This window comes from Nocardiopsis lucentensis DSM 44048 (assembly GCF_000341125.1).
Taxonomy (GTDB): Bacteria; Actinomycetota; Actinomycetes; order Streptosporangiales; family Streptosporangiaceae; genus Nocardiopsis; species Nocardiopsis lucentensis.
The window spans coordinates 7,461-15,159 of sequence record NZ_ANBC01000516.1 but is presented as its reverse complement, the minus strand read 5'-3'; the positions used below and the strand labels follow the sequence as shown (position 1 = coordinate 15,159).

The window sequence follows — 7,699 nt, the reverse complement described above, 5'->3', positions numbered from 1 at the left end:
GACGCGATCCGCACCACCGACACCGTCGCCAAGATCGTCTTCCGACGCGGCGACGGCTACACCGTCGGAGCGATGGCCAAGGGGCCCGACCCCTCCGTGGCCACCGTCCAGTGCGTGCTCACCACGGACGCGGACCTGACCGCCGACCAGTGCCAGGAGGTGCTGGCCCCGGCCATGGCGAAGTCCTTCGCCCCGCTGACCGCCACCAACGACGTCGCACTGCTCATGGCCAGCGGCGCCAGCGGTGTCCGCCCCGACCCGGACGCGTTCGCCGCGCTGCTCGCCGAGGTCTGCGCGGACCTGGCCGCCCAGGTCGACACCGACACCGGAGCCACGGGCACCGACGTCCCCGCCACCGACCACGGAACACCCACATGATCTCCCGTCCGCCCGCCCAGCAACCCAACCCCGACGCCGAACACGGCTCCACCGCGGACCCCGTGGAGGACCGGGCACGCGCCATCGACAAGGCCGCCAACCTTATCGAGGCGCTGCCGTGGCTCTCCCGCTTCCACGGCCGCACCGTCGTGGTCAAGTACGGCGGCAACGCCATGGTCAGCGAGGAGTTGCGGGTCCGCTTCGCCGAGTCGATCGTGTTCTTGCACTACGCCGGCTTGCGCCCCGTCGTCGTCCACGGCGGCGGCCCCCAGATCAGCGCCGAACTCGACCGTGCCGGGGTGGAGTCCACCTTCACCGCCGGCCTGCGCGTGACCACCGACGAGGCCATGAACATCGTGCGCATGGTCCTCACCGGCCAGGTGAACCGCGAGATCGTCGGCCTCGTCAACCAGCACGGCCCCTTCGCCGTCGGCGTGTCCGGGGAGGACGCCAACATCCTCACCGCCGAACGCAAGACCGTCACCGTCGACGGCGAGACCGTGGACATCGGGCGGGTCGGCGAAGTGACCGCCGTCGACCCCGGCGCCGTCGCCGCGCTCCTCGCCGACGGCCGCATCCCCGTGGTCTCCAGCGTCGCCCGCGCCGACGACGGGGGCGTCTACAACGTCAACGCCGACACCGCCGCGTCCGCGCTGGCCGTCGCCCTGGGGGCCAGCAAGCTCATCATGCTCACCGACGTCGAGGGGCTCTTCGCCGACTACCCCGACAACACCGAGCTGATCAGCCGCCTGAACGTCGACGAGCTGCGCTCCCTCCTTCCGACCCTGTCGTCTGGCATGCTGCCCAAGATGGAGGCCTGCCTGCACGCGGTCGAGGGCGGCGTGCCCCAGGCGCACATCATCGACGGCCGCGTCCCGCACTCGCTCCTGCTGGAGGTCTTCACCGACCAGGGGGTGGGCACCATGGTCGCCGACGAGGAACTCGAAGCCGCCCTGCTCGCCGGGAACGGCCACCACCCGCGCCCCTGGCGCCCCACCGACACCACCACCCACAGCACAGGAGGCGTGAAGTGACCAGCGGTGCCGACCTGCGCGAGCGGTTCTCCGCCGCGCTCATGCCCAACTACGGGGTCCCTCCCATCGCCCTCAGCCTCGGGCGAGGCTGCGAGATCTACGACGTCGACGGCCGCCAGTACCTTGACCTCATCGCCGGAATCGCGGTCTCCGGTCTCGGCCACGGACACCCCGCCCTCGTCAAGGCCGTGGCCCACCAGGCGGCCACGCTCGCCCACACGAGCAACCTGTTCGTCCACGAGCGCGAGGTCGAGCTCGCCGAACGACTCGTCGCCCTCCTCGGAGGCGACGCCAAGGTCTTCTTCGCCAACTCCGGCACCGAGGCCAACGAGGCGGCCCTCAAGCTCGTCAAGCGCGCCGCGGGACCCGGCCGCCACTACTTCGTCGCCGCCACGCGCGGCTTCCACGGCCGCACCTCCGGCTCCCTCGCCCTGACCGGCAAGGACTCCATCCGTGAGCCCTTCGGTCCCTACGGGATGGACGTGCGGTTCGTCCCCCACGGCGACATCGACGCCCTCACCGAGGCCGTCGACACGGGCTGCGTCGCCGTGTTCACCGAGCCCACCCAGGGCGAGGCCGGGGTCGTCCCCGCGCCCGAGGGCTACCTCGCGGGCGTGCGCGCCGTGTGCGACGAGACCGGGGCCGCCTTCGTCCTCGACGAGATCCAGAGCGGTGTCGGGCGCACCGGCCAGTGGTTCGCCCACCAGGACGCGGGCGTGCGTCCCGACGTCCTCACCCTCGCCAAAGGCCTCGGCGGCGGACTGCCCATCGGCGCCTGCGTCGGCTTCGGGGACTACGCCGACGCCTTCCAGAAGGGCGACCACGGCTCCACGTTCGGCGGCAACCCCGTGGCGTGCGCCGCCGCCCTCGCCGTCCTCGACACCATCGAGAGCGAGGGCCTGCTCGCCCACACCGCCGTCATGGGCGACCTGCTCGCCGAACAGCTCGACGCGATCGACCACCCGCTCCTGGAGGGGCAGCGCGGCAGCGGACTCTGGCGGGCCCTCACCCTGACCGCCCCCGTCGCCGCCCACGTCCAGGACCAGGCCGCCGTCCGAGGCTTCCTCGTCAACGCAGTGGGCCCCGAGACCATCCGCCTCGCCCCGCCCCTCGTCATCACACCCGAGCAGATCGGCGTGTTCATCGAGGCCCTGCCGACCGTCCTCGACGCCGCCGAGGCCGCCGCCACGAAGGAGAAGCAGTCATGAACCGGCACTTCCTGCGCGACGATGACCTCTCCCCGGCCGAACAGGCCCGGGTGCTCGACCTCGCCGACGCGATGAAGAAGGATCGCTTCGACCACCGCCCGCTCGCCGGACCGCGGACCGTCGCGCTCCTCTTCGACAAGCCCTCCACCCGGACCCGGCTGTCCTTCAGCGTCGGTGTCGCCGATCTCGGCGGCACCCCGTTGGTCGTGGACACCGCCACCACCCAGATGGGCCGAGGCGAACCCCTGGCGGACACCGCCCGTGTCCTGGAACGCCAGGTGGCCGCCGTCGTCTGGCGGACCTTCGCCCAGGCCGACCTGGAGACCCTCGCCCGCTCCAGCTCGGTGCCGGTGGTCAACTCCCTCACCGACGAGTTCCACCCCTGCCAGATCCTCGCCGACCTCCAGACCGTGCGCGAGCACAAGGGCGCCCTGGCCGGCCTCACCCTCGCCTACCTCGGCGACGGCGCCAACAACATGGCCCACTCCTACCTGCTGGGCGGCGCCACGGCCGGACTCCACGTGCGGGTCGGAGCGCCCGAGGGCTACCATCCCGACCCCGCCGTCCTCGCCCGCGCCGCCGAGATCGCCAAGGACACGGGCGGTTCGGTCACCGTCACCACCGATCCTCGCGAGGCGGCCGACGGCGCCGACGTCCTGGCGACCGACACCTGGGTCTCCATGGGCCAGGAGGGCGAGGCCGACGATCGCGAGGCGCCCTTCCGCCCCTACATCGTCGACACCGCACTCCTCGGCGCGGCGCACCCCGAGGCGATCGTCCTGCACTGCCTGCCCGCCTACCGGGGCAAGGAAATCGCGGCCGAGGTCATCGACGGCCCCCAGAGCGTGGTGTGGGACGAGGCGGAGAACCGCCTCCACGCCCAAAAGGCCCTCCTCGCCTTCCTCCTGGGGGCCAGTGGGGACACCGGGGGCGAGCGCCGATGACCAACGACGCCGGTACCGCGCCGATGACCAAGGCGGCCCGGCACGCCCGGATCACCGACGTCCTCACCCGCGAGGACGTCCGGTCCCAGGGCGAGCTGGCCAAACGCCTGGCCGCGGCGGGCGTCCAGGTCACCCAGGCCACCCTCTCCAGGGACCTGGACGAACTCGGCGCGGTCAAGCTGCGCACCGCCGACGNGGCTGCAACGCACCCGCCCCGACACGCTCGACCTGTCGGAGGCCTCCGGCGCCCGCCTGACCCGGCTGGCCGAGGACCTGCTGGTGTCGGCCGAGGCCTCCGCCAACATGGTCATCGTCCGTACCCCTCCCGGGGCCGCCCAGTTCCTCGCCTCGGCGATCGACCACACCGACTTCCACGCCATCCTGGGCACCATCGCCGGGGACGACACCATCCTGGTGATATCCCGCGACCCCCAGGGCGGCGAGGAGTTGGCCGACGCGCTCCTACGCCTGGCCGACCGCAGGCCCTGAGTGGGTGCTCTCTCCGAGCCTTCGCTTCGGCTCGTGTTCGGGTGCCCGAAAGGCCGGGGGTTCTCGCCCGCCCCTCACCCGCCGCCACCCTCACCTGACGGCAGCCGAACGGTAGCCCCCTCGGGCCGACCACCCCGGGAGTAGCTTGAGGCCCACCCCCCACACGTCCACGTCCACGTTCCACCGAAGGAGACCACCATGGCCGATCAGCCCGGCACCGAGACGCCAGGCACCGGCCAGCCCGAGGCCCTGCGCCTCTGGGGCGGCCGCTTCGAGGGCGGCCCCGACCAGGCGCTGGCCCGGCTCTCGCTGAGCACCCACTTCGACTGGCGGCTCGCCCGGCATGACATCGCCGGATCGCGCGCCCACGCCCGCGCGCTGCACCGCGCCGGACTGCTCACCGCAGACGAACTCGACCGGATGATCGAGGGGCTGGACCGGCTGGAGACCGACGTCGCATCGGGCGCGTTCACCCCCGTCTTCGAGGACGAGGACGTGCACACCGCCCTGGAGCGCGGCTTCATCGAACGGGTCGGTCCCGAGCTGGGCGGCCGACTACGGGCCGGACGCTCCCGCAACGACCAGATCGCCACCCTTGTGCGCATGTACCTGCGCGAGGAGGCCCGCTCCATCGCCGACGAGCTCCTGGCGCTGGTCCGTGCCCTGGCCGACCAGGCCGGGGCGCACCCCGACGCGGCCATGCCCGGCCGCACCCACCTCCAGCACGCCCAGCCCGTGCTCCTCGGCCACCAGTTGATGGCCCACGCCTGGCCGTTGCTGCGCGACGTCGAGCGCCTGCGCGACTGGGACCGCCGGGCCGCCGTGTCCGCCTACGGGTCGGGCGCGCTGGCCGGGTCGTCACTGGGCCTGGACCCGGAGGCGGTCGGCGCCGAGCTGGGCTTCCCCGCCTCGGCGGAGAATTCGATCGACGGGACCGCCGCCCGCGACGTCGTGGCCGAGTTCGCGTTCGTCACGGCCATGATCGGCGTGGACCTGTCCCGCCTGTCGGAGGAGGTCATCCTGTGGGCGACCAAGGAGTTCTCCTTCGTCACCCTGGACGACGCCTTCTCCACCGGTTCGTCGATCATGCCGCAGAAGAAGAACCCGGACGTCGCCGAACTCGCCCGGGGCAAGGCCGGCCGACTCGTCGGTGACCTCACCGGCCTGCTCACCACCCTCAAGGGGCTCCCCCTCGCCTACAACCGGGACCTCCAGGAGGACAAGGAGCCGGTCTTCGACGCGGTCGACAGCCTCCACCTGCTGCTGCCCGCGATGACCGGCATGGTCGCCACGCTCACCTTCCACACCGACCGCATGGCGGAGCTGGCGCCCCAGGGCTTCTCCCTGGCCACGGACATCGCCGAGTGGCTCGTCCGTGAGCGCGTGCCCTTCCGCGAGGCGCACGAGATCGCCGGGGCCTGCGTGCGCGTGTGCGAGGAGCGCGGGATCGACCTGCCCGACCTGACCGACGACGACTTCGCGGCCGTCTCCGAGCACCTCACGCCGAAGGTGCGCGAGGTCCTCACCGTCCAGGGCTCCCTCGCCTCCCGTGCCGGGAAGGGCGGCACAGCGCCGGTCCGCGTCGCCGACCAGCTGGAGCGTCTGCGCGCCGGGGTCGCCGAGCACCGGGACGGCTGGCTCGCCGACCAGCTCATCGCTCAGGCCGGGTAACCGGGATCCGGGGCGGCGGCGGGCGCGTCCGCGGGTGGCGGGCGTGCCCGCCCGTCACCCTCCACCACCCTCAAACGTCGCCTGCGGCGCGGTCCCTCCCTCTTCGTCACCCTCCACCACCCTCAAACGTCGCCTGCGGCGCGGTCCCTCCCTCTTCGTCACCCTCCACCACCCTCAAACGTCGCCTGCGGCGCGGTCCCTCCCTCTTCGTCACCCTCCACCACCCTCAAACGTCGCCTGCGGCGCGGTCCCTCCCTCTTCGTCACCCTCCACCACCCTCAAACGTCGCCTGCGGCGCGGTCCCTCCCTCTTCGTCACCCTCCACCACCCTCAAACGTCGCCTGCGGCGCGGTCCCTCCCTCTTCGTCACCCTCCACCACCCTCAAACGTCGCCTGCGGCGCGGTCCCTCCCTCTTCGTCACCCTCCACCACCCTCAAACGTCGCCTGCGGCGCGGTCCCTCCCTCTTCGTCACCCTCCACCACCCTCAAACGTCGCCTGCGGCGCGGTCCCTCCCTCTTCGTCACCCTCCACCACCCTCAAACGTCGCCTGCGGCGCGGTCCCTCCCTCTTCGTCACCCTCCACCACCCTCAAACGTCGCCTGCGGCGCGGTCCCTCCCTCTTCGTCACCCTCCACCACCCTCAAACGTCGCTGGCGGCGCGATCCCCCTTCGTCGTATCCGAGCCCGTACCACGTCCGCTTCCACGGCTCCAGCGGCCACCGCGTATCCATTTCCGCGTTCCCCCGGCACCGGGTCCCTGAGTGCGATAGCGTCCTGAGTCTGCGGGCACCAAACGTGGCCTTGCCTGTACTCCCCGCGCACAGCGGGATCGCGCGTGCCTCCACGGGCCCGGCACGCCACGCGACGACCCCCGGACGGCCAGTCCGACCGGGTGCGGAGGGGCCACGCCGATCGGAGCTCGCGACCAGTCGGTGGGGAGGAGCGCGATGGGACAGCCGGTCACCACCGGTCACGGCATCAGAGCACAGCTCAACAGGATGGTGCTGATCCCCAGCATCACCTTCCTGGCCCTGTTCGTCGTCCTGAGCACGGCCACGCTCATCCAGGCGGTCTCCCTGCGCGCCGCCGTCAACGACGGACGCGACGGTATCGAACTCGCCGGCGCGCTCGCCCGGCTCCAGGAGGAGCGCCGACTCAGCGTCGAGTACCTGGCGGCCCCCGGGCCCGAGACGCGACGCCCCTTCGTCGACGCCGTCGGCTCCACGGATACGGCCCTCGAACGCGTGCGGGACCTACGCGGCAGCCTCGGCGCACGCGATGAGCCGGGTGTCCCCGACCTCGCTGACGCGTTCTTCACCTCGTTGGACGAGGTCGAGCAGACCCGCGCCGACAACCTCGCCGCCCCCGGTGGGACCGAGGACACGATCGCGAGCTACACCAAGGCAGTCCACCAGGGCATTCGGCTCTACGCCAGCATCGCGCGCGCTCTCGACGACGGCCCCGCCTCAGCCGAGGCCTCCGCCGCCACCGACCTCATGTGGGCCCTGGAGAGCTTCAGCCACACCGACGCCCGCGTCAGCGCGATCCTCGCGGGGGACCGCCTCACCCGCGAGGACCAGCTGCGCGTCGCCGAGCTCGCCGCCGACGCCCGCCACCGGGTGACCACCAGCAGCCCCGGCCGGTCCGCCCTCGACGCGGACGCCCCCACCGCGAGTGCGCTCGCCGAGAGCGACGCCTGGCACGAGGCCCTCGACATCACCGACACTCTCGCCCGCCACGACCCCCCGATCACCATCGATCCGGTGACGGCGGAACAGACCCGTGACACCACCCCGCCCATCGGGACCGACGGGTGGCGTGCGGCGGCCGACCGCGTCACCGACGATCTGGGCGCCGTCATCGACGCCCGAACCGGATCCGTCGTCACGGCCGGGGAGGACGCCAGCTCCTGGATGCTCACCCTCGCCCTGGGCGGCGGCATCGTCTCCCTGTTCGCGGGCACCGTGGCCTAC

At 72.4% G+C, this 7,699-nt stretch carries 6 protein-coding genes and 1 pseudogene (1 of these 7 running past the window's edge); all 7 read left to right on the top strand.

The genetic code is table 11. The features are described from left to right. Nucleotides 1-378, top strand: a 378-nt coding sequence (locus D471_RS35015; RefSeq protein WP_017599951.1) for a bifunctional ornithine acetyltransferase/N-acetylglutamate synthase, incomplete at its 5' end; no start/stop codon positions are given. Then, a complete protein-coding gene (gene argB, locus D471_RS0118260; protein WP_017599950.1) occupies nucleotides 375-1,412 on the top strand; it encodes an acetylglutamate kinase in 1,038 nt (345 codons plus the stop codon). The genes D471_RS35015 and argB, both read left to right, overlap by 4 nt. Next, nucleotides 1,409-2,620, top strand: coding sequence for an acetylornithine transaminase (locus D471_RS0118255; RefSeq protein WP_017599949.1), 1,212 nt, complete (start codon nucleotides 1,409-1,411; stop codon nucleotides 2,618-2,620). Before argB ends, D471_RS0118255 begins: the two co-directional genes overlap by 4 nt. Then, nucleotides 2,617-3,564, top strand: coding sequence for an ornithine carbamoyltransferase (argF, locus tag D471_RS0118250; protein ID WP_017599948.1), 948 nt, complete (start codon nucleotides 2,617-2,619; stop codon nucleotides 3,562-3,564). Before D471_RS0118255 ends, argF begins: the two co-directional genes overlap by 4 nt. Further along, a pseudogene (locus D471_RS35010) lies at nucleotides 3,561-4,053 on the top strand (arginine repressor). Before argF ends, D471_RS35010 begins: the two are co-directional and overlap by 4 nt. Before the next feature lie 198 nt (nucleotides 4,054-4,251). Further along, on the top strand, nucleotides 4,252-5,724 hold the full coding sequence (gene argH / locus D471_RS0118240; protein WP_017599946.1) for an argininosuccinate lyase: 1,473 nt from the start codon (nucleotides 4,252-4,254) through the stop codon (nucleotides 5,722-5,724). Nucleotides 5,725-6,673: 949 nt separating this feature from the next. Next, a protein-coding gene (locus D471_RS0118235; RefSeq protein ID WP_017599945.1) for a sensor histidine kinase crosses the window boundary here: on the top strand, nucleotides 6,674-7,699 show its 5' portion. 1,455 nt of this gene lie beyond the right edge of the window; 1,026 of the gene's 2,481 nt are visible here — the first part of the coding sequence; its start codon is at nucleotides 6,674-6,676; its stop codon lies beyond the right edge, outside the window.

Bases quoted from the DNA above. Each gene is read 5' to 3' on its own strand.
- argB (WP_017599950.1), top strand. From the start codon at position 375: ATGATCTCCCGTCCGCCCGCCCAGCAACCCAACCCCGACGCCGAACAC.
- argF (WP_017599948.1), top strand. From the start codon at position 2,617: ATGAACCGGCACTTCCTGCGCGACGATGACCTCTCCCCGGCCGAACAG.
- argH (WP_017599946.1), top strand. From the start codon at position 4,252: ATGGCCGATCAGCCCGGCACCGAGACGCCAGGCACCGGCCAGCCCGAG.